We start from the raw sequence: 20,661 nt of genomic DNA on the forward strand, positions 1-20,661 counted from the left end.
CCCGAAAGACCGGCAACATACCACCGCCGCGCGCTTTGTGCTGGCGGCCCGCAAATACCCGCTTAATCCCGGGTCTGCGGCAGGGTCTTCACCGTATTTACACACTTGCACACTTGCACACTTGCGCGCAGGCACGTGGGCGCACGGCCCGGGGCGCGGGCCATCCTCAAGCCGTTTCCACCATCCTGATCTCCGCCAGCAGCTTCTTCAGTTCCGGCACGCAGGAGCCGCAGTTGCCGCCGGCTTTCACGCAGGCGGTGATCTCGGCAGGCGTGGTCAGGTTGTTCTTGCGCACGGCATCGCAGATCGTATTGCGCCCCACGGCGAAGCAGGAGCACACCGTGGGGCCGGCATCCACGCCCTTTTCCATCGGCTGGCCGAGCAGCAGGCCGATGCGGTCGGCATCTTCCAGGCGCTCCCTGGCGAACAGCGTGGAGAGCCAGGCGCGCGAGGGCAGCTCGGGCCGGGTGGCGATATAGACGCAGGCCTGCAGGCGGTCGTCGACCACGTGGCCGGCGTGGTAGATGCCGGCGGTGCGGTCTTCGTATTCGATCCAGTCCGCCTCCGGGTCGGTGACGCCGAGCAGCGCGCGCGCCCAGGCGGCGCGGTCGGCAACGGTCTCGCGGCCGGCGAATTCGTAGCGCTGGAACTGGCGGCCTTGCACGCGCGTCCAGTAGGTGAGGGCGTCGGCCTGGAGGTCACCGCGGCTGAGCACGAAGCCGTGCCACGAGACGCGGAATTCCTCCACATGCACCGGCGTGTGCTTGAACTCGGGCTCGCCCGAGATGGGGTCCACCACCGGGTTGACCAGCGCGCCGACGCGCGCGTCGGAGCTGAACTGGCCGTTCCAGTGGATCGGCACGAACACGCTGCCGCGCGCGATGCCGCCACTGTGCTGCACGCGCGCCACCATGGCGCCCCAGCGCGTGGAAACACGCGCCAGCCTGCCTTCGCCCACGCCGCACAGCAGGGCATCCTGCGGATGCATGTCGACGAAGGGCTCGGCGATGTGGTCGGCCAGCCTGGGCGACTTGCCGGTGCGGGTCATGGTGTGCCACTGGTCGCGCACCCGGCCGGTGTTCAGCACGAGCGGGAAGGCGTCGTCGGTGGCGTTGGAGGGCGCGCGCGGCGCGGTGGCGACGAAGCGGGCGCGGCCATCCGGGTGGGCGAAGCGGCGGTCGGCGAACAGGCGCGCGGTGCCGGCGCTGCCGCGCAGCGCCGGCGCGCTTGCCGTGACCGGCCATTGCACCGGCGCGAGCGCATCGAATTGCTGCCGGCTCATGCCGGCCAGTCCGGCGATGTTGAAGACGCGCGGCGCGTGCGCGGCGTCGTCGTCCCCGTTGCGGTAGGCGCTCAGCCGCGCGTGCTCGTCGAAGATCTCGTGCACGCCGGCATAGGCGAAGCCGCCGAAGCCCATGCGCGTGGCCACGTCGCACAGGATGCGCCAGTCCGCGCGCGCTTCGCCGGGCGCGGGCAGGAAGGCACGCTGGCGCGAGATGCGGCGCTCCGAACTGGTCACGGTGCCGTCCTTCTCGCCCCAGCCGAGCGCGGGCAGCAGCACGTGCGCGGCGTCGTTGGTGTCGGTGCGCAGCATGATGTCGGAGCTGACCACGAGTTCGCACCTGGCCAGCGCGCGGCGCGCCTGGTCGGCGTCGGGCAGGCTCACCACCGGGTTGGTGGCGATCACCCATACGGCCTTGACGCGGCCTTGCTCGATGGCTTCGAACAGTTCCACCGCCTTGAGGCCGGGCTTGTCCGCGATGGCGGGCGAGCCCCAGAACGATTGCACGATCTCGCGGTGCAGCGGCTCGGCCAGTTCCATGTGGGCGGCCAGCATATTGGCCAGCCCGCCGACTTCGCGCCCGCCCATGGCGTTGGGCTGGCCGGTCAGCGAGAACGGCCCCGCGCCGGGCTGGCCGATGCGGCCGGTGGCAAGGTGGCAGTTGATGATGCTGTTGACCTTGTCGGTGCCGGCCGAGGACTGGTTGACGCCTTGGGAGAAGGCGGTGACCACCTTGGGCGTGGCGGCGAACAGCGCATAGAAGGCGCGCAGGTCGGCCACGTCGAGCTTGCAGGCGCGGGCCACCTTGTCGGGATCGGCGCAGTCCGGGCCGGCGGCGGCCAGCGCGTCGTCGAGGCCGCTGGTGTGGGCGGCGATGAAGTCCGCGTCGGCGGCGCCGTGCTGCGCGAGGTAGTGCAGCAGGCCGTTGAACAGCCAGACGTCGGTGCCGGGCTTGACCGGCAGGTGCAGGTCGGCCAGCTCGCAGGTGGCGGTGCGGCGCGGGTCGATCACCACCAGCTTCATGCCGGGGCGCGCTTCCCTTGCCCTGGACAGGCGCTGGAACAGGATCGGGTGGCACCAGGCGGTGTTGGAGCCGACCAGCACGACGAGGTCGGCCAGTTCCAGGTCCTCATAGTTGCCCGGCACCAGGTCTTCGCCGAACGCGCGCTTGTGCCCGGCCACCGCCGACGACATGCACAGGCGCGAGTTGGTGTCGATATTGGCGCTGCCGATGAAGCCCTTCATCAGCTTGTTGGCGATGTAGTAGTCCTCGGTCAGCAACTGCCCGGAGACGTAGAGCGCCACGGCGTCCGGGCCGTGCTCGGCGACGATGTCGCTGAAGCCCCGCGCCACGCGGTCCAGCGCGTGGTCCCACGAGACCTGCGCGAGCCTGCCGTCGGTGCCGCGCACCTGCGGATGCAGCAGGCGGCCTTCCAGTCCGGTGGTCTCGGCCAGCGCCGAGCCCTTCACGCACAGGCGGCCGAGGTTGGAGCCGTGATTGCCATCGCCGGCCACCTCGACGCTGCCGTCGGCGTGGCGCGTGGCGCGCACGCCGCAGCCCACGCCGCAGTAGGGGCAGGTGGTGTCGGCGACGGTGGCTGCGGCATCTGCGGACACCCCGGCGGACAGCCCGGCGGCGGCGGTGGAGACAATGACGGGGATATCGGACAGGTTCACGGTGGCGCTCGTTTGCTGGCGGTTCGATCGGAGGCTGGCGCGGCGCTCAGGCCGCCAGCGCCTCGCACTGGGCGCGGCCGAACAGCAGCCGCTGGCGCATCGCGCCGACCGGCGCGCCGCGCTGGATCAGGTCGAAGTACCAGGGGCCGTCCTGCACGTCGCCGTACAGCACGGCGCCCACCAGGCGCCCGTCCTGCAGCACCAGCCGCTTGTAGACGCCGCGGCGCGCGTCGCGCATGACCAGGTCCTCGCTGCCTTCGCCGCCGATGAAGTCGCCGGCGGAATAGAGGTCCACGCCGGTCACCTTGAGCTTGGTGGCGGTGGCCTGCTGCACGTAGCGGCGGTGCCCGGCGCCGGCCAGGTGGGCCGCGGCCACGCGGGCCTGGTCCCAGATCGGCGCGACCAGGCCGAAGGTGGCCTGGCGGTGCTGCACGCATTCGCCCACGGCGTACACGCGCGGATCGTAGGTCTGCAGGGTGTCGTCCACCACGATGGCGCGCTCGCAGTGCAGGCCGGCCTGCCGGGCCAGTTCGATGTTGGGGCGCACGCCGGCGGTCATCACCACCAGGTCGGCGGGGATGCTGGTGCCGTCCTTGAAGCTGACGCCGGCCACGCGCTCGTCGCCGAGGATGGCGCTGGTATGCGCGTTGAGCAGGAAGCGCAGGCCCTTGCGCTCCAGCGCCTGCTTGAGCAGGGCCGAGGCGGGCGCGTCGAGCTGGCGGTCCATCAGGCTGCCGGTCACATGCACCACGCTCACTTCCATGCCCTGGCGCATCAGGCCGTTGGCGGCCTCCAGGCCCAGCAGGCCGCCGCCGATCACCACCGCGTGGCGGCGCTCGCGTGCCGCGGCCAGCATGGTTTCCACGTCCTGGATGTCGCGAAAGGCGATCACGCCGTCGAGCTGGTGTCCAGGCACCGGGATGATGAAGGGTTTGGAGCCGGTGGCCAGCAGCAGGCGGTCGTAGCGCACCTCGCGCCCCGCTTGCGAGCGCACCAGCCGGCGCGGGCGGTCGATGGCCACCACCGGGTCGCCGGCCAGCAGCTCGATGCCGTTCTGCGCGTACCACTCGCGCGTGTTGAGCATGATGTCGGCGATGGTCTTCTCGCCAGCCAGCACCGGCGACAGCAGGATGCGGTTGTAGTTGCCGTGCGGCTCGGCGCCGAACACGGTGATGTCATAGAGGTCGGGCGCCAGCTTGAGCAGCTCCTCCACCGTGCGCATGCCGGCCATGCCGTTGCCGACCACCACCAGGCGGGGCTTGCGGCTCGGGTGCATGGAGCCGGTGCTCATGCCGCCACCCAGACCTTGCCGTCATGGATGCGGGCCGGGTAGGCCGCCACGGAGTGTTCGGGCGCTTCCAGGCATTCGCCGGTGCGCAGGTCGAAGTGCTGCTTGTAGATCGGCGAGGCCACCACCACGCGCTCGCCCAGGCTGCCCACCAGCCCGCGCGACAGCACCGCGGCGTTGGAGTTGGGGTCGTAGTTGGCGATGGCGAAGACCTGCTCCGCCTCGCCCGTGCCGACGCGGAACACGGCGATCTGCGCCTTGTCCACCAGCGCGCACACGCCGGTATCGGGCACGATGTCGCGCAGCGCGCAGACGGCGGTCCAGGTCTCGGGCTGGCGGGCTTGGGTCATGCTGTTCTCCTTGGGTTGGGCGCGGGTGCGGTGAAGCGTGCGGTGGCGGGGGCGGCGGTTCAGGCGGCCTTGACGGCCACCGGAATCTGTTCGAGCTTCGACCGGCGCAAGATCCGTTCCTCGGGCGTGGCCGGGCGGATCTGGCCGCGCTCTTCCACGAACACGAGGTTGTCGTCGCGCAGGTCGCTGTTGACGAAGTGGCGGAAGCGCTTGCGCGTCTGCGGATCGGTCACGGCCCGCTTCCATTCGTCCTCGTAGGTATCCACCACGTGCTGCATCTGCGTTTCCAGTTCGGCGCCGATGCCCAGGCTGTCCTCGAGCACCACCGCCTTGAGGTAGTCCAGGCCGCCTTCGAGGTTGTCGCGCCAGGTGCTGGTGCGTTGCAGGCGGTCGGCGGTGCGCACGTAGAACATCAGGAAGCGGTCCACGTAGCGCAGCAGGGTGGCGCGGTCCAGGTCGCTGGCCAGCAGTTCGGCGTGGCGCGGCTTCATGCCGCCGTTGCCGCACACGTAGAGGTTCCAGCCGCGTTCGGTGGCGATGATGCCGACATCCTTGCCTTGCGCCTCGGCACACTCCCGCGTGCAGCCGGACACGCCGAACTTGATCTTGTGCGGGGCGCGCAGGCCCTTGTAGCGGTTCTCGATCTCGATGGCCAGGCCGACCGAGTCGTCCACGCCGTAGCGGCACCAGGTGGAACCCACGCACGACTTCACGGTGCGCAGCGACTTGCCGTACGCGTGGCCCGATTCGAAGCCGGCCGCGATCAGTTCCTCCCAGATCATCGGCAGCTCTTCCACGCGCGCGCCGAACATGTCGACGCGGGCGCCGCCGGTGATCTTGGTATAGAGGCCGTACTTCTTGGCCACCTGGCCCACGGCGATCAGGCCGTCGGGCGTGACTTCGCCGCCGGGCATGCGCGGCACCACCGAATAGGTGCCGTCCTTCTGGATGTTGCCGAGGAAATAGTCGTTGGAGTCCTGCAGGCTGGCGTGTTCTTCCTTGAGCACGAACTCGTTCCAGCAAGAGGCCAGGATGCTCGCCACGGTGGGCTTGCAGATGTCGCAGCCCAGGCCCTTGCCATGCGCGGCCAGCAGTTCGCCGAAGGTCTTGAAGCCGCCCACGCGCACCAGGTGGTAGAGCTCCTGGCGCGAATAGGCGAAGTGCTCGCACAGGTGGTTGTTCACCGCCAGGCCCTGCTTCTTCATCTCGGCCTTCATCACCTGCGTGACCAGCGGCACGCAGCCGCCGCAGGTGCTGCCGGCCTTGGTGCAGCTCTTGAGCGCGGCGATGGTGGTGGCGCCGCCGCGCACGGCGGCGCAGATGTCGCCCTTGGAGACGTTGTTGCACGAGCAGATCTGCGCGGCGTCGGGCAGCGCGTCGGCGCCCAGGGCGGGCCTGGCCTGGCCGTCCGAGGACGGCAGGATCAGGAATTCCGGCGACTCGGGCAGCTCGATCCTGTTGAGCATCATCTGCAGCAGCGTGCCGTATTCCTCGGCGTCGCCCACCAGCACGCCGCCCAGCAGGTATTTGCCGCAGTCCGACACCACCAGCTTCTTGTAGACCTGCTTGCGCTCGTCGGTGAACTGGTAGGCGCGGCTGCCGGGGGCGCTGCCGTGCGGGTCGCCGAGGCTGGCCACGTCCACGCCCATCAGCTTGAGCTTGGTGCTCATGTCGGCGCCGGCGAACTCGGCCTGGTGGCCCAGCAGGTGCTTCGCCGCCACGCGCGCCATCTCGTAGCCGGGCGCGACCAGGCCGTAGATCTTGCCTTGCCAAAGCGCGCATTCGCCGATGGCGTAGACGTCCGGGTCGGAGGTCAGGCACTGGTTGTCCACGGCGATGCCGCCGCGCTCGCCCACCGCCAGGCCGGCCGCGCGCGCCAGTTCGTCGCGCGGGCGGATGCCGGCGGAGAACACGATCATGTCGGTATCGAGATAGCTGCCGTCGGCGAAGTTCATGCGATGGGTGCCGGTCTCACCGTCGACGATCTCCACGGTGTTCTTGCGCGTGTGCGCGGTCACGCCCAGGTCTTCGATCTTCCGGCGCAGCATCTCGCCGCCGCCATCGTCCACCTGCACCGCCATCAGGCGCGGGGCGAACTCCACCACGTGGGTCTGCAGGCCCATGTCGCGCAGCGCCTTGGCGCATTCCAGCCCGAGCAGGCCGCCGCCGACCACCACGCCGGTCTGCGAGCGCGCGCCGCATTCCTGCATGGCTTCCAGGTCTTCGATGGTGCGGTAGACGAAGCAGTCCTTGCGGTCCTTGCCCGGCAGCGGCGGCACGAACGGGTAGGAGCCGGTGGCGATGACGAGCTTGTCGTAGGGCAGGATCTCGCCGGTGGACACGGCCACGGTCCTGGCGGCGCGGTCGATGGCGGTGGCGCGCGCGTTCAGGCGCAGCAGCATGTTGCTGCGCTCGAAGAAGCCGGCTTCCACCAGCGACAGGTCTTCGGCGGACTTGCCGGCGAAGAATTCGGACAGGTGCACGCGGTCGTAGGCCGGGCGCGGCTCCTCGCACAGCACGGTGACCTCGATGTGCTGCGAGCCGGCCTCGGCCAGGCTTTCCAGGAATTTGTGGCCGACCATGCCGTGGCCGATGACGATCAGTTTCATGATGGTTTTCCTTGTTCCGCGGGGCTGGGGCCTGGCTGTGCGTTCGGTTCCCGGGTCCGGCTCAGGAGCCGGCCAGCGCGTTGTCGAACAGGGCCTGCTCGCTGGCCTTGTGCTCGGCCGAGAAACGCACGGCGATGGCGCACAGGGCCGAGACCAGCGCTGCCGCGCCGAGCACGGTCAGGGTCTGCTGCAGGTTGCCGCCCAGGCCCTTCATCAGGAAGCCGGCCGCGACCGCGCCCACGTTGCCGCCGGCACCGATGATCCCGGCCACGCCGCCCAGCGCCTTGCGGTCGATGAAGGGCACCAGCGCGTAGGTGGCGCCGCACGCCATGTGGGTGAACAGGCCGAAGGCCAGCATGGCCACCACCGCCGCCACCACGCTGTGGGCCTGGGCGAACCACAGCAGGCCCAGGCCTTCGCCGAGGATCAGCACGAACAGCAGCATCGAGCGGGCATCCAGGCCACGGCGCAGGGCCGCCTTGTCCGACAGCCAGCCGCCCAGCGCGCGCGCGAACAGCGCCAGCAGGCCGAAGCTGGCGGCGGCCAGGCCGGCGCTGCCGAGCGACAGGCCGAAGTGATCCACGTAATAGGTGGCGGCCACGTTGTGGATGAAGATCTCCACGCCGAAGCAGGCGCCGTAGGTGATGAACAGCATCCACACGCGGTAGTTGGCGCTGGCGGCCGCGAAGCTGGCCCAGCCGCCTTTCTTGCCGCTGTCCACGGCGATGCCTTGCTTGCGCAGTTCGGCGAAGTCGCCTTGCGGACAGTCCTGGGTGAACTTCCAGTACAGCACGGCCATGATGAGCATCAGCACGCCCGGCACCAGCAGCGCGAGGCGCCAGCCCATGGCGTGGTTCACGCCCAGCATCAGGATCGCGCCGAGCAGCAGCGGCATGGTCGCCTGCGCGGCGCCGCCGCCGGCATTGCCCCAGCCGGCCGCCGCCGCGTTGGCGGTGCCCACCACGTTGGGGGCGAACATCACCGAGGTGTGGTACTGCGTGATGACGAAGCTCGCGCCCACGGCGCCGATCAGCAGGCGGAAGAACAAGAAGGCTTCGTAGCTCTGCGCCATCGCCACGCCCAGCACCGGGATCGCGCCGAGCGCCAGCAGGCCGGTATAGGTGCGGCGCGGGCCGAAACGGTCGCACAGCGGGCCGACCACCAGGCGCACCAGGATGGTCACCGCGACCGCGGCGATATTGATGTTGGCGATCTGGTCGGGCGTCAGGCCGAATTCGCCCTTGAGCACCGGCATCAGCGGCGCGCAGGCGAACCACGCGAAAAAGCACACGAAGAACGCCATCCAGGTCAGGTGGAAGGCACGCATCTGCGGGGTGCGCAGGCTCAGCAGTTCGATGCGGGTGGCTTTGCCGGTCATCATCACGACTCCAGAAAAACAAATGGCGTCCCGCGAGCCGGTCGTGAAGACAGGTTCAGGGGACGCCGTTGTCCTGGCGGCATCGGTGAAGACCGCTGCCGCCGTGTGTGGGGTGAGCGGGCCGCCGTTGGTCCGCTCGCGTTCCATTACGCAAGCGGTGTGCCAGCCGCGGATGTGACGGGAAGCGGGAGTTTGGAGGAGAAAGGCGGGTTCAGCGCGGGCGCCGATGCGCAGCGTTGGGGCAAGCGCCGGGGCGCGGCACGTTCATGGTGCAGTGCGGTGAGCAAGGGCGGTGCGTGGCGCTGCCCCCGGCGGCTGCGGGCTTCGGCTCAGGTGCCGGCCGGGATGCCGCCCGTGGGGGCAGGCTGGCCTTCGGCGGCGGGCTGGTCTTGGCGCGGCACGCGGCTGATCTCGATTTCATTGGGCCGCACCAGTTCGTCCATGTCGTCGACGAGCGCGGCGCGCACGCGGCGGCCCGCGGGCGTGAGCAGTTCCACCGGCCCCTGTCCGCAGGGCGCCAGGTGGCGGTCGCCCCATTGCAGCAGTCCCACGATCACCGGCAGCAGCTCGACCGCGGCGCGCGTGGGGCGGTATTCGAAGCGCTCCCGTTCGCCGGGCTCCTTGTAGCCCACCTTGCGCAGGATGCCGGCCTCGGTCAGCGTCTTGAGCCGGGCCGAGAGCACGGCAGGCGAGCATTGCAGCTGCGCGAGGAAATCGTCGAAGCGGCGGATGCCATGGAACACGTCGCGCAAGATCAGGATCGTCCACTTCTCGCCGATCAGGCTGAGCGTGGCGGCAATCGAGCAGTTCCGGAGGTCTTCGGCAGTGGGTCGCATGGAAACCAGCATAGCACCCTGACTTCGTTTGAAAAAGTCAGGGTATAGCCTATACTTCTGACTATCGAAAATGTAGTCAGGAGCCGGTGATGCCCTCGTCGCAAGAATCCGATGTCCACGCCGGCTGCCCGCAATGCGCCCAGGCCTGGCAACTGGCTGGCGGCGAGCGGGTCGTGGTGCGTGCCGTGCGCGCCGCCGACGCGGCGCGCGAGCGGGCCTTCGTGCAGGCCCTGTCGCGCGAGAGCCGCTATTACCGCTTTCTCACCGGCGGGCAGGTGGCGGACGATGTGATCCGCCGTTTTGTCCATGACGAGGACGGCCTGGCACTGGTCGTCACGGTGGATGTGGCGGGCGAGCCTGTCATCGTCGCCAACGGCAACTATGTCGTCACGGCGGCCGGCGTGGCGGAGTTCGCGGTGGCCGTGGCCGACGACTGGCAGGGCAAGGGCCTGGGCCGCCGGCTGATCGCGCGCCTGCGCGACGCCGCGGCCGGTGCGGGCCTGCGCCTGCTGCGCGGCGACGTGCTCAGCGAGAACCGCCGCATGCTGGCGCTGATGCGGGAATTCGGCTTTTCCAGCCGGCGCAACCCGGAAGACACCATGCTGCACGAAGTCACCTTGGTGCTGCGCGACGGCGCCGGCCAGGAAGCGGTGCCCGGCGCCGCCCGCGCGGCGGCAGGCTGAACCGGCTGTGCCGGCTAGGCCGGCGCCGCGTCGCGCCGGCGCGTGCCCGCCGTCACCGTGCAGCCGACCGAAGCGGTGATGATGCTGGCGATGGCCAGCCATTGTTGCGCGCTCAGCGTCTCGTGCAGGAACGCCAGCCCCGCCAGCGCGCCCATCGCGGGCTCCATGCTCAGCAGGATGCCGAAGGTCCGGCGCGGCAGGCGCTTGAGCGCCACCATCTCCAGCGAATAGGGAATCGCGCTCGACAGCAGCCCCACCGCCAGCCCCGCCAGCAGCAGCGCCGGGCTGAACACGGCGGTGCCGGCATGGGCCAGCCCGAACGGCAGCACCACCAGCGCCGCCACGGTCAGGCCCAGCGAAGTGGCCTGCCCGCCATGCGCGTTGCCGGCCATCTGGCCGAAGATGATGTAGAGCGCCCAGCCCACGCCCGCCGCCAGCGCATAGCCGATGCCCACCGGGTCCAGCATGCCCACGTTCTGCCCGAGCGGCAGCAGCAGCAACAGGCCCGCCACGGCAAACGCGATCCAGAGAAAGTCGATGGCTCGCCGCGACGACGACACCGCCACCGCCAGCGGCCCGGTGAACTCGATGGCGATGGCCAGCCCGAGCGGCACCGTGCGCAGCGACATATAAAACAGCAGGTTGGTGGCGCCCAGCGCCGCGCCGTACAGCGCGATCGCGCGCGCATTGGCCCGGCTCAGCGGCATCCGCCACGGCCGCCACACGCACAGCAGGATCAGGGCCGAAAAGCTCACGCGCAGCGCGGTGGTGCCCTGGGCGCCGGCCGCGGCGAACAGGGTCTTCGCAAACGAGGTGCCGATGCAAAGCGAGGCCATCGACCCGATCAGCGCCAGCACGGCGGCCAGGGTTGTGCTTTGTTTCAGGCGGTTCAGCGGCAATTGTCGGTTCTCGGCGGGGAAGTGCCGGCCACGGGACGCCGGCGAACCCGGCATCTTGAACGATCTCGCCGCGGCTGGCTAGGCCGTCCCCTGGCCGGGCGTCCGGCATTCGCACGGAACGACGCCGGCGCCGGTGTTTCCGGCTGCACCGTAGCGAAAAGGTGAGAAAGAGGTGGGAAAGGTGAGGCAAGGGCGGCGTCATTGCCGCCCGATGCGGTTTGCGGCAGCCCGCGGCGCTGTCTATGGTGGTGGAGGGCGCCCGCCTGCACCACCACCACCGTCTCAAGGAGACCCAGCATGGACTCTTCCGCATCCCCCCGGCGCGTCGTGGTCACCGGCGCGGCCGGCGCGCTCGGCCGCGCCGTCGCCTCGGCTTTTGCCGACGAAGGCGCGCGCCTGGCCCTGATCGACCGCGAGGCCGAAGCCCTGCGCGCGCACGCGCCGGTGGCGCAGGCCGCCGACTGGCATCTGCTGCTCGGCGCGGACGTGACCTCGCCGGACAGCATGGCGGACGCCGCGCGCACCATTCTCGACGCCTTCGGCGGCATCGAGGTGCTGGTCCACGTGGCCGGCGGTTTCGAGATGGGAGAGCCCACGCATGCGCTGAGCCGCGCATCGTGGCTGCGCATGATGGACCTCAACGCGTGGTCGCTGGTGGCCGTGACGCAGCACTTCATCCCCGCCATGCTGGCGCAGCACGCGGGCAAGGTGGTCGCCGTGTCGGCGCGCGGCGCGGCCGGCGGCGCCGCCGCGATGGGCGCCTACTGCGCCTCCAAGAGCGCGCTGCAGCGCCTGGTGGAAAGCCTGTCGCACGAAGTCCGGCAGGCCGGCATCAACGTCAACAGCATCGCGCCGAGCATTCTCGACACGCCCGCCAACCGGCGCGTCATGCCGCATGCAGACACGGCGGCCTGGGTCTCGACGGCCGCGGCCGCGCGCGCGGTGGCTTTCCTGGCCTCGGACGGCGCGCAGGCCATCCATGGGCAGCATCTGGTGCTGGACGGGCTGAGCTAGCCGGCGCCGCGCTAGCCGCGCCCGCGCTGCGCCAGCGGCAGCGTTGCCAGCCGCGCCAGCACCGCCGCGCGCATGCCCGCCGGCGCCGGCAACTGGTCCAGCAGGGCGGGCCAGCGCTCGTGCGCCATCGCCACCGCGTCTTTCACGGCGGCAGTGGCGATGCGTTCGGCGATCCTGGCCTGGCGCGCGAAATCGCGGTAGGTCTGCAGGGTTTGCGCGCGCTGCTGGCGGTCGATGGCGACGTTCTGGCCGAAGCCGGCAAAGCCGGGCAGGGCGGCCACGCTGACGATGTCGTAGGCGGGCGACAGCTCGGCGGCAATGCCGTTGCGGTACAGGAACGAGAAATTCTTGAGGTGGGCATCGCTGTTGCCCAGCAGCGTGTTGACGGCCTGCCGGAGGAAGAACTGGCGCACGTCCTCGATGCCGCGCACGCTGAGGCGCTCGAGCAGTTGCACCAGCGCGGCGTAGGCTTCGGGGCCGGCGTACTTGCGGCTGGGCATGCGGGTCAGCACCTGGCAGCCGTCCTCGGCATGCACGCGGCCGCCCGGCTCGCGGTCGAAGCGGTCCACGGCGAGGAAGTGCAGGTCCGCGCCGAGCGTCTCGGCCAGGCCTTCCACTTCGATGGCGGCCAGCGGCACCGGGCGGCAGGGCGCCACCGCCACGCCGGCGGCCTGCGCCAGCTGCATGGACACGTACTCGTTGAAGACCTGGCTGTCGTCATTGCGCGCGGGCAGCTTGGCGATCAGGTCGGAGAGGCGGCCGTGCGTGGGCAAGGTATAGCGCTTGCCGGCGTGCGCGGTGGACAGCGCGAGCTTGTTCTGCACGCCCGAGACCGAGGCCGCGCCCTCGGTGGCGCCTTCGATCACGGCAATCTCGAGGTTGTCCGCGCCGCCGGTCACGCCCACCGTGCGCACATGCGCGGGCAGCGCGTCGATCGGGGCCGGGCGCACCACCACCGCGCCGGGCAGGTCGTCGCCGGCGGCGGCCAGGATGCCGAAGTCGTCGCGGTCTTCGGCGTGCCGGCGGGTGGCTTCCAGGCGCTTGCGCAGTTCGCTCTCGGGCAGCAGGCCGGCGAAATAGGGCGGCAGCGCGCCGTTGGTGTTGTAGAGCGCCGGATGGAACGGGTTGGAGAGCACGGCGGCGGTCAGCGCTTCGTTGCCGGGGAAGGTCAGCGACAGACTCAGCGTGGGCCGCAGCGGATCGCCGCGGAACGCTTCGGCCGGCACGAAGCGGCAGGTGCGCTCGACTTCGCACAGATGCCCGCACAGCACGCCGTGCAGATGCACCTCCAGGTAACGGGGCCGCAGTCCGGGGCTCACGGTTCCTGCTCCAGGAACATTTCCACCGAGGTGCGGGCCTCGCGGTCGGGCCCGCCGTCCTTGCCTTCCAGCAGGCGCCGCACGGCCAGCAGGTGTTCGCGCGGCACCAGCACCCATTCCGCGTCCAGCGCGGCGCCGACCGCCTCCAGCGTGGAGGCGCGCACGTCGCTGCGGCCGCTCAGAACGGTGGTGAGGTTCGAGGGCGCCATGCCGATCAGCCGCGCCACTTCCGCCAAGGACGACTTGCGCGCGGCGCGGCGCGCCTGCAACTGTTCGTGGAATGATGCCATGACATAATTTTTATCGAAAACATATGTCATAGCATAGCAGGTGATTATGCTATTCCATGATTTTCTTCTGAAAATTATGCTATGGCATAACAAGTAGGCGTGTGATGCGAACGATGCAAGCCGCCTGGCAGCGGCCGGTCGGCGCCGGTCTCGGCGCCGAGGCGCAGCGCTGGGTCAGCACGCCGAGGCGCTTCGAGGCCACGTTCGCGTATTACTCGCGCCGCGCCCGGCGCGAATTGCCGGAGCGCCGATCCGCGACGGCATTGTGGCGTCGTCCTGGCCCGGGCAGGCCTACGCGGCGCGGCTGCGCGCCGCCGCCGGCTGCTCCGGCGCCTGGCGGAAGACGCCGATCTCGTCCGGCGCGCATTGCGCGATCAGCCCGGTTTCCCATGCCAGGTAGGCGCGTGCCGCTTCGTGGTTGCCTTCGTGGCGGTCGTGCACGAAGAACAGGAAGTCGATGCGCGCCGCGGCCGGCAGCGGCGCCGGCCGCACGGCCTGGGGCAGGCCGGCGGCCAGCCAGGTGTCGTAGCCCTGCGCCAGCCGGTACACGTGCGTGTAGCCGTCGGCGAGCAGGTCGTGGCCGGCCAGGCTGGCCACGTGCGGATCGCTGGCGACCAGGATGACCGGCCGGTCGTGCGTGGCGCCGAGCTCGGCGAGCGTGTGCGGCAGGCGCGGGCGGATCGACCAGGCCGCGCCGTCGGCGTGGCCGCGCCCGTACGCCGCGCTGTCGCGCAGGTCGATCACGATGGCGTCGTGCGACTCCGCATGCAGCGCGCGCAGCAGGCTGGCGTCCAGCACCGGCAGGTTGCGGGCGGGCAGGGTGCGCGGCGGCGCGGGCACCTTGAGCGCCGCGTCGACGCCATCTGCCAGCACCGCGCTTTCATAACCGAGCTGGTACAGCCAGCTCGCCACCACCGGCGCGCGCACGCCGTCGTCGTCGAACACGATCACGCGCGCGCCGCGCACGCCGACGTACTGGTCGGTGGCCTGTATCAGCTGGCCGCCGGGCGCGTGCGCGGCGCCTTCGATGGTGCCCGCGGCGAATTCCTCGGCGGTACGGATATCGAGCAGGAAGGTGGTGCGGCCGGCATCGTCGAGCCAGTGCTGCGCCTGCGTGGCGGACAGCGCGGGCAGGCCGAAGCGCTGCAGCAGCCGCGCCGAGCGCGCGCGCGCCGCGGCCAGCCCGGCGGCGTCCGGCGCCGGCGGATAGCGGCGCTGGCTGCCGTGTTCGAGCACGTGGCCCGCGAGGTACCAGCCCTGGGTGCCGTTCTCCAGCGCCAGCACGGGGTTCGGCAGGCCGAGGTTGCGCAGCGTCTGGGCGCCGATGATGCTGCGCGTGCGGCCCGCGCAATGCACCACCACGGTGGTGCGCGCGTCGGGTATCAGCGCGTCCAGGCGCAGGGCCAGCTCGCCGTTGGGCAGGCTGCGCGCGCCGGGAATCGTCATCTTCTGGTGTTCTTCGAAGGTGCGTCCGTCCACCAGCACCAGCGGCTCGCCGGCCGCGCGCCGCGCCAGCAGCGCGTCCGCGTCCAGGCGCGGCGTGTGGTGCCAGTGCTCGACCAGCTCGCCGAAGGTCTTGGACGGCACGTTGACGCCCTTGAACAGCGTGTAGCCGGCCGCGGCCCAGGCCGGCGCGCCGCCCGCGAGCAGCGTCACGTCGCCGTAGCCAAGCTGCTCCAGCCGCTGCGCGGCGCGCGCGGCCACGCCGTCGCCGTCGTCGAGCAGCACGATGCGCTCGGCCAGGCGCGGCGCCAGGCGGGCCACCTCCAGCTCGAGCCGGCTATAGGGCAGCGGCACGGCGAAGAAGGGATGGCCCTCGCCATACTGGCCGTGCTCGCGTACGTCGAACAGCGCCAGGGGCTGGCCGTCGTTGAGCCAGCCGCGCAGCGTGACGGCATCGATGGATCGGGTCATGGGAGGCTCCGGATGAGGTGGATGGCCGCCTGCTTCAGGCCGTGGCCTGCGCCGGGACCTGCTCGCTGCGGTTCATCTGGGTGGCGTTGTAGTTGACGATGCGGCCGCTCTCCGGCTCCACGCCGATGCGTCCGGTAAGCGTTTCCAGCGGGCGCCCGTAGAGGTGGAAATGCAGCGTGGGCGCATCGCCCACCACGTGGATGCTGTGGATGTCCTGCGCCAGGAAGCTGATCGGCGCGCCGGGGCGCACCACCTGTTCGCGCTCCAGCGCCAGCGTGGCGCGGGCGGGATCGCTGCCGTCGTCGGTGCGGCGGTAGACGCGGTTCAGCTCGTCGCCCTGCACGGCCACGATCACCGCCCAGGTGTCATGGTTGTGCGGGATGGTTTTCTTGCCGGGGATGATGGAGTTCAGGTAGAGCGCCGGCAACTGGCCTTCCTCGCTGAGGCGGTAGCGCGTGGAGGTGGCGGTGCCGTCGGCGGGCGGCGGGAAGTCGGCGAAGCTGAACAGCTCTTTCTTGTCGGCCAGCGCCTGCAGGGCCAGGGTGATGCGCTGCAGCGTGGCACGGTCCACGTCGTGCTGGCTGGTGAGGGCGCGGACTTCGGCGAGGGTGGTGGCGATGGCGGCGGCGCGTTGGCTCTGGATGGTCATGGGGGGGATCCTTGTTCAAATCGGCAGGCCTCCACTCTACGGAGTGCGCGGCAGCCGCCGAAAGAACAATATCGCCGATGCATATGCGGTTTTGCCGCGCGGCCGGAGGCCGGGCGCGGGCGCCACGCTTTGCATTTCCAATCGCGGAAAGATTCGTTGCGGCGGCGCATGCCCGGCTCTTAGAGTGAGGCGCAAGCCGAGCCGGGCCAGCCCCGGGGCCAGCCATCGCCGGGCCCCTTTCCCGGAACGGAGAATGCACATGAGCCAGACCCTGCACGAACGCCTGCAACCCTATCCCACCGAAAAACTGGCGGCGCTGGCGGCGCAGACGCCGCTGCGCACCAGCCTGCCGCCGATCAGCTTCAGCTGGGGCGAGCCGCGCCATCCCACCCCGCGCTTCATCGAGGAAGCGCTGGCGCGGCACGCCGGCGAGATCGGCCGCTATCCCAAGGTGCCCGGCAGCGACGCGCTGCGCGAGGCCATCGCGGCCTGGATCGCGCTGCGCCACGGCGTGGGCGACCTGGACCCGGCGCGCGAGATCGTGCCGGTCAACGGCGCCAAGGACGGGCTGTTCGGCGTGGCGCAGGTGGTGCTCGGCGCCGGCCGCCCGCGCGAGGGCGCGCCGGTGGTGCTGGTCAGCAATCCCGGCTACCAGGTGTACGAGGGCGCGGCGCTGCTGGCCGGGGCCGAGCCTTATTACATCGACACCGCGCGCGGCCTGGTGGCGGCCCTGGATGCGGTTCCCGCCCATGTCTGGCCGCGCGTGCGGCTGTGCTACCTGTGCTCGCCGGACAATCCGTCCGGGCGCGTCTACCCGCTGGAAGACTGGGCGCACGTCCTGGCGCTGGCCGAGCGCCACGGCTTCCACGTGGTCTCCGACGAGTGCTACTCCGAGCTGTATTTCGACGAGGACGCGCCGCCGCTCGGCGCGCTGGCCGCCGCGCGGGCGCTGGGCCGGGACCGCCGGCGCCTGCTGGCCGTGGCCAGCCTGTCCAAGCGCTCCAACGCGCCCGGGCTGCGTTCCGGCTTCGTGGCCGGCGACGCCGACGTGCTGGCGCGCCTGCGCCAGTACCGCAGCTATTCCGGCGGCGTGCTGAACCCCGCCGTGCAGGGCGCCAGCCTCGCCGCGTGGCGCGACGAGGCGCACGTGGTGGAGAACCGCCGCCTGTACCGCGAGAAGTTCGATTTCGCCGTGCCCCGCCTGCGCCAGGTCGCCGGGCTGGAGGCGCCGCAGGCGGGCTTCTTCGCGTGGCTCGACATCCGCGCCAGCGGGCTGGACGACGTGGCCTTCACGCGCCTGCTGCTGGCCGAACAGAATCTCGCCGTGGTGCCCGGCACCTTCCTGGCGCGCACGGTCGGCGGCCACAACCCGGGCGCGGGCCATGTCCGCATTGCGCTGGTCGCCAGCCCCGAGGAGTGCGCGCAGGGCGTGGAACGCCTCGTGAGCCTGCTGCGCGCGCTGCAGCAGGCCGCGGCCTGAGCGGCCCGCACGGCTTCGCTGCCCGGTCGCTGCCGCATCGGCCGCATCCGCCGCAACCATACGATCCCTTCTTCTTTTTTTCGCCATGACCATCACCGACCTGACCCAGACCCTTGCCGACGACGCCGCCACGGCCGCCGGCGGCCATCCGCTGGTGAGCCCGGCCGCGCTCAAGCAGGCCATCGCCGGCACCGGCGAGCTGGCCGTGCTGGACGCGCGCGAGGAGGGCGCCTTCGCGCGCGCGCACCTGCTGTTCGCCGTGCCGGCGCCGCTGGGCCGGCTCGAAACCGTGATCGACCGCCTGGTGCCGCGCCGCAATACGCGCATCGTGGTGACGGACCTGGCCGGGGACATCGCCCATGCCGCCGCGGACAAGCTGCTGCGCCTGGGCTACACCGACGTCTCCGTGCTCGCGGGCGGCACGCGCGCGTGGCAGGCCGCCGGCTACGAGGTGTTCAGCGGCACCAACGTGCCCAGCAAGGCGTTCGGCGAGGTGATCGAGCACGAGCTGCGCACGCCGTGGATTACCGCCGAGGCGCTTCACCTGCACCAGCAGCGCGGCGACAACGTGGTGGTGGTGGACAGCCGCCCGTTCGCGGAATTCCAGAACATGAGCATTCCCGGCGCGGTGGACTGCCCCGGCGCCGAGCTGGTCTACCGCATCGGCGAGATCGCGCCCGACCCCGACACCCTGGTGGTGGTCAACTGCGCGGGCCGCACGCGCAGCATCGTCGGCGCGCAGACGCTGATCAACGCCGGCATTCCCAACCGCGTGGTGTCGCTCAAGGACGGCACCATGGCGTGGCTGCTGGCCGGCTACGCGCTCGACCACGGCCAGACCCGCTTTGCCCCGCAGCCCGGCGACGCCGCGCAGGCCGCGGCGCGCGAGCGCGCGGCCCGCGTGGCCGAACGCGCCGGCGTGCGGCAGATCGACGCCGCCCGGCTGGCCGCGTTCGAGCAGCAGGCGGGCGAGCGCACGCTGTACCGCTTCGACGTGCGCTCGCCCGAGGAATACGCCGCCGGCCACCTGCCGGGCTGGCGCAGCGCGCCCGGCGGCCAGCTGGTGCAGGCCACCGACGCCTACGCCGGCACCCGCCGCGCCCGCATCGTGCTGGCCGACTGGGACGGCGTGCGCGCGCAGACCACGGCGGCATGGCTGGCCCAGTTCAGCGGCCACGAAGTGTTCCTGTTCCGTCCCGATCCGCTCGCCGTGCGCGAGGCCGGCCCCGAGCCGGTGCGCGTATTGCGCGCCTCGGCGGCCGAGGCGCCGTGGATCGAGGCGGCCTCGCTGTCCGCGCTGCAGGCGCAGGGCGGCGTGACGGTGGCCGACGTCGACAGCAGCCTGGCCTTCCGCCGCGGCCACATCCCCGGCGCGTGGTTCGCCACGCCGGAGAAGGCGGCGCTGGTGCTGGACCGCGCCGGCCCCGCGGACGTGATCGTCGTCACCTCCGCCGACGGCGTGCTGGCGCAGGCGGTGGCCGCGGAACTGCGCCGCGCCAGCGGGCGCGACGTGCGCGCGCTGCTGGGCGGCAACGCGCGCTGGCAGGCGCTGGGCCTGCCGGCCGAAGCCGCGCCGGCCGGCTCCGCCGCCGCGGCGCGCGTGCTGACCGGCGACGAGGATGCCTGGTACAGCGCCTACGCCTACGAGGACGAGAGCCGGCGCAAGGCCGAGATGCATGCCTACCTGAACTGGGAAATCGGTCTGGTGGACCAGCTCGAGCGGGATGGGGATCTGGCGGTGAAGCTGGTGGACTACAGCGCAGCGTGATCTGGCCGGTGCATGAGCCTATCGAGGGTTTGCTCCCCTCTCCCGCGTGCCGGAGAGGGGCGGGGGAGAGGGGCGGCGCAGCCACGAAGTGCGCGCCTTCACCATTCGCTGGCCCGCGCGGTGAACATGCGCGAGCGCATGTTCACCGCAACGAAATCCCCGAAGCCGCAATCACCGCCGCATACCGCGGCAAGTCTTTCGACAGCGTCGCGTCCAGCTCCTGCGCCGTCGACCCTACCACCACATAGCCCGCTTCTTCGAGCTGGCTGCGCGTGGCCGGCACGTTCAGCACGGCGGCCACGTCGCGGCTGATGCGGTCCACCACCGGCGTGGGCGTGGCGGCCGGCGCGATCAGGCCTTGCCAGCTTTCCACCGAGAAGCCGGCGGCGCCGGCCTCGGCCATGGTGGGCACCTGTGGCAGGGCTTTCGAGCGATAGGGCGTGGTGACCGCCAGCGCGGTCAGGCGCCCGGCGCGCACGTAGTCGGTGACCGCGGCGAGCGTGATGAGGGTGGCATCGATATGGCCGCCGAGCAGGTCCACGGTGGCGGGCGCGCCGCCGGCGTACGGAATGTAGTTGACCCTCACGCCGGTCTGGCGCGACAGCATCTCGTGCGCGACATGGGCGATGCCGCCGTTGCCGGGCAGGCCCAGGGTCACCTCGCCGGGTTTCCGGCGGGCCAGCGCGAGGTACTCCTGGAACGTGCGCACGCCGAGATCGGGGCGCGCCACCAGTATCTGCGGGTTGACCACCGCCTTGCTGACGCCGCGGAACGCGTGGCCCGTATCGTAGGGCAGCGTCTTGAACAGCGCGGCGTTGAGCGTCACGCCCTCGCCGCCGAGCAGCAGGGTGTAGCCGTCGGGCCGGGCCCTGGCCACCTGCGCGGCGCCCAGGGTGCCGCTGGCGCCGATCACGTTTTCCACCACCACCGGCTGGCCCCATTTCTCGCTGAGCTTGAGCGCCAGCGTGCGCGCCAGCTTGTCGGCGCTGCCGCCGGCGGAAACCGGCACCACGATGCGCACGGCGTGCGCGGGGAAGGCATCGGCGTCGGCGGGCGCGGCGTGCGCGCGCAGCAGCAGCGGGGTGCCGACGATGGCGGCAGCGCCAAGTCCGATGAAGGTGCGAAAGAGAGTGCGTCGTTGCATGACGTTGTGGCCACGGGCGTTGCCCGGACGTGTGCGGCGGAAAGAGGAGGAACAGCTTAGGAACGCACCCCGCCACCGGCC

At 71.1% G+C, this 20,661-nt stretch carries 16 protein-coding genes; 4 read left to right on the forward strand and 12 right to left on the reverse strand.

The window, feature by feature from the left end; translation table 11 throughout:
- Positions 1-166: 166 nt before the first annotated feature.
- From ACKI2N_RS25880 to ACKI2N_RS25905, 6 genes are all read right to left on the reverse strand, one after another.
- Complete coding sequence (locus ACKI2N_RS25880; RefSeq protein WP_420991664.1) at positions 167-2,959, reverse strand: molybdopterin-dependent oxidoreductase; 2,793 nt, start codon at positions 2,957-2,959, stop codon at positions 167-169.
- Positions 2,960-3,005: 46 nt separating this feature from the next.
- Entirely contained in the window at positions 3,006-4,250 is a 1,245-nt protein-coding gene (locus tag ACKI2N_RS25885; protein WP_420991665.1) for an NAD(P)/FAD-dependent oxidoreductase, read from the reverse strand.
- Positions 4,247-4,597 (reverse strand): nitrite reductase small subunit NirD, encoded by a 351-nt coding sequence (gene nirD / locus ACKI2N_RS25890; protein WP_420991666.1) that lies wholly within the window; start codon positions 4,595-4,597, stop codon positions 4,247-4,249. Before nirD ends, ACKI2N_RS25885 begins: the two co-directional genes overlap by 4 nt.
- Before the next feature lie 59 nt (positions 4,598-4,656).
- Positions 4,657-7,206, reverse strand: coding sequence for a nitrite reductase large subunit NirB (gene nirB, locus ACKI2N_RS25895; protein ID WP_420991667.1), 2,550 nt, complete (start codon positions 7,204-7,206; stop codon positions 4,657-4,659).
- Positions 7,207-7,267: 61 nt separating this feature from the next.
- The gene (locus ACKI2N_RS25900) at positions 7,268-8,584 is read right to left on the reverse strand and encodes an MFS transporter (RefSeq protein ID WP_420992061.1); all 1,317 of its coding nucleotides are present in this window, start codon (positions 8,582-8,584) and stop codon (positions 7,268-7,270) included.
- A 329-nt stretch (positions 8,585-8,913) separates the two neighbouring features.
- Positions 8,914-9,420 carry a winged helix-turn-helix transcriptional regulator gene (locus ACKI2N_RS25905; RefSeq protein ID WP_420991668.1) on the reverse strand — a complete coding sequence of 169 codons (507 nt, stop codon included), beginning with the start codon at positions 9,418-9,420 and terminating at the stop codon, positions 8,914-8,916.
- A gap of 89 nt (positions 9,421-9,509) precedes the next feature.
- Between ACKI2N_RS25905 and ACKI2N_RS25910 the strand changes: the two genes are divergently transcribed.
- The gene (locus ACKI2N_RS25910; protein WP_420991669.1) at positions 9,510-10,103 is read left to right on the forward strand and encodes a GNAT family N-acetyltransferase; all 594 of its coding nucleotides are present in this window, start codon (positions 9,510-9,512) and stop codon (positions 10,101-10,103) included.
- 14 nt (positions 10,104-10,117) lie between these two features.
- Here ACKI2N_RS25910 and ACKI2N_RS25915 read toward each other — a convergent pair whose 3' ends face one another.
- Positions 10,118-11,002, reverse strand: a complete 885-nt coding sequence (locus tag ACKI2N_RS25915) for an EamA family transporter (RefSeq protein WP_420991670.1) — start codon at positions 11,000-11,002, stop codon at positions 10,118-10,120.
- Positions 11,003-11,299: 297 nt separating this feature from the next.
- Between ACKI2N_RS25915 and ACKI2N_RS25920 the strand changes: the two genes are divergently transcribed.
- On the forward strand, positions 11,300-12,016 hold the full coding sequence (locus ACKI2N_RS25920) for an SDR family NAD(P)-dependent oxidoreductase (protein WP_420991672.1): 717 nt from the start codon (positions 11,300-11,302) through the stop codon (positions 12,014-12,016).
- Positions 12,017-12,027: 11 nt separating this feature from the next.
- On the opposite strand, the gene ACKI2N_RS25925 is transcribed toward ACKI2N_RS25920, so the two are convergent.
- The 4 genes from ACKI2N_RS25925 to ACKI2N_RS25940 all read right to left on the reverse strand — a co-directional run bounded on the left by ACKI2N_RS25925 (position 12,028) and on the right by ACKI2N_RS25940 (position 16,188).
- Positions 12,028-13,335, reverse strand: a complete 1,308-nt coding sequence (locus ACKI2N_RS25925; RefSeq protein ID WP_420991673.1) for a type II toxin-antitoxin system HipA family toxin — start codon at positions 13,333-13,335, stop codon at positions 12,028-12,030.
- Positions 13,332-13,625 carry a helix-turn-helix domain-containing protein gene (locus ACKI2N_RS25930; protein WP_420991675.1) on the reverse strand — a complete coding sequence of 98 codons (294 nt, stop codon included), beginning with the start codon at positions 13,623-13,625 and terminating at the stop codon, positions 13,332-13,334. Before ACKI2N_RS25930 ends, ACKI2N_RS25925 begins: the two co-directional genes overlap by 4 nt.
- 291 nt (positions 13,626-13,916) lie before the next feature.
- Entirely contained in the window at positions 13,917-15,539 is a 1,623-nt protein-coding gene (locus tag ACKI2N_RS25935; protein ID WP_420991676.1) for a rhodanese-like domain-containing protein, read from the reverse strand.
- A gap of 34 nt (positions 15,540-15,573) precedes the next feature.
- Positions 15,574-16,188, reverse strand: coding sequence for a cysteine dioxygenase (locus ACKI2N_RS25940; RefSeq protein ID WP_420991677.1), 615 nt, complete (start codon positions 16,186-16,188; stop codon positions 15,574-15,576).
- 259 nt (positions 16,189-16,447) lie between these two features.
- Here ACKI2N_RS25940 and ACKI2N_RS25945 point away from each other — a divergent pair, with 259 nt between their 5' ends.
- Both ACKI2N_RS25945 and ACKI2N_RS25950 read left to right on the forward strand, forming a co-directional pair.
- On the forward strand, positions 16,448-17,668 hold the full coding sequence (locus tag ACKI2N_RS25945; protein WP_420991678.1) for an aminotransferase class I/II-fold pyridoxal phosphate-dependent enzyme: 1,221 nt from the start codon (positions 16,448-16,450) through the stop codon (positions 17,666-17,668).
- 85 nt (positions 17,669-17,753) lie between these two features.
- The gene (locus tag ACKI2N_RS25950) at positions 17,754-19,436 is read left to right on the forward strand and encodes a rhodanese-like domain-containing protein (RefSeq protein WP_420991679.1); all 1,683 of its coding nucleotides are present in this window, start codon (positions 17,754-17,756) and stop codon (positions 19,434-19,436) included.
- Positions 19,437-19,578: 142 nt separating this feature from the next.
- On the opposite strand, the gene ACKI2N_RS25955 is transcribed toward ACKI2N_RS25950, so the two are convergent.
- Complete coding sequence (locus ACKI2N_RS25955) at positions 19,579-20,580, reverse strand: tripartite tricarboxylate transporter substrate binding protein (RefSeq protein ID WP_420991680.1); 1,002 nt, start codon at positions 20,578-20,580, stop codon at positions 19,579-19,581.
- Between the last annotated feature and the right edge of the window lie 81 nt (positions 20,581-20,661).

The sequence above is a fragment of the Cupriavidus sp. 30B13 genome, assembly GCF_049059565.2.
Taxonomy (GTDB): Bacteria; Pseudomonadota; Gammaproteobacteria; order Burkholderiales; family Burkholderiaceae; genus Cupriavidus.